The sequence below is a fragment of the Peribacillus sp. SIMBA_075 genome (genome assembly GCF_046534585.1).
Genome location: NZ_JAWRYN010001612.1, coordinates 1 through 236 on the forward strand (window position 1 = coordinate 1; position 236 = coordinate 236).

General features: G+C 47.5%; 1 pseudogene. It reads left to right on the forward strand.

Features of this window, described 5'->3' with window-relative positions:
* Positions 1-236 (forward strand): annotated as a pseudogene (locus SB775_RS33880) (peptidase M6); the annotation flags it as partial.

A 236-nucleotide genomic window follows, 5' to 3' on the forward strand; every position in this document is an offset into this window, starting at 1 on the left:
ATCGCCTGGCAAATGATGAGGCGTTCCAAAAAGAAGCAGAGCAACGCATTAAAGAACAAGCCGGGGCATTGAACGGTGAAACAGCAGGCGGTTCAGAAGAAGCTGCGGCAAGCGAACATTTCACCTATGATGGCGGGACGAAAAAGTTCTTGAATCGCAATTTGTCATTTAAGGATTTCACGCTCCGCAGCGTGGGCGATAATGTGGAAATCTGGGTCGCTAATGATTTAGCATAT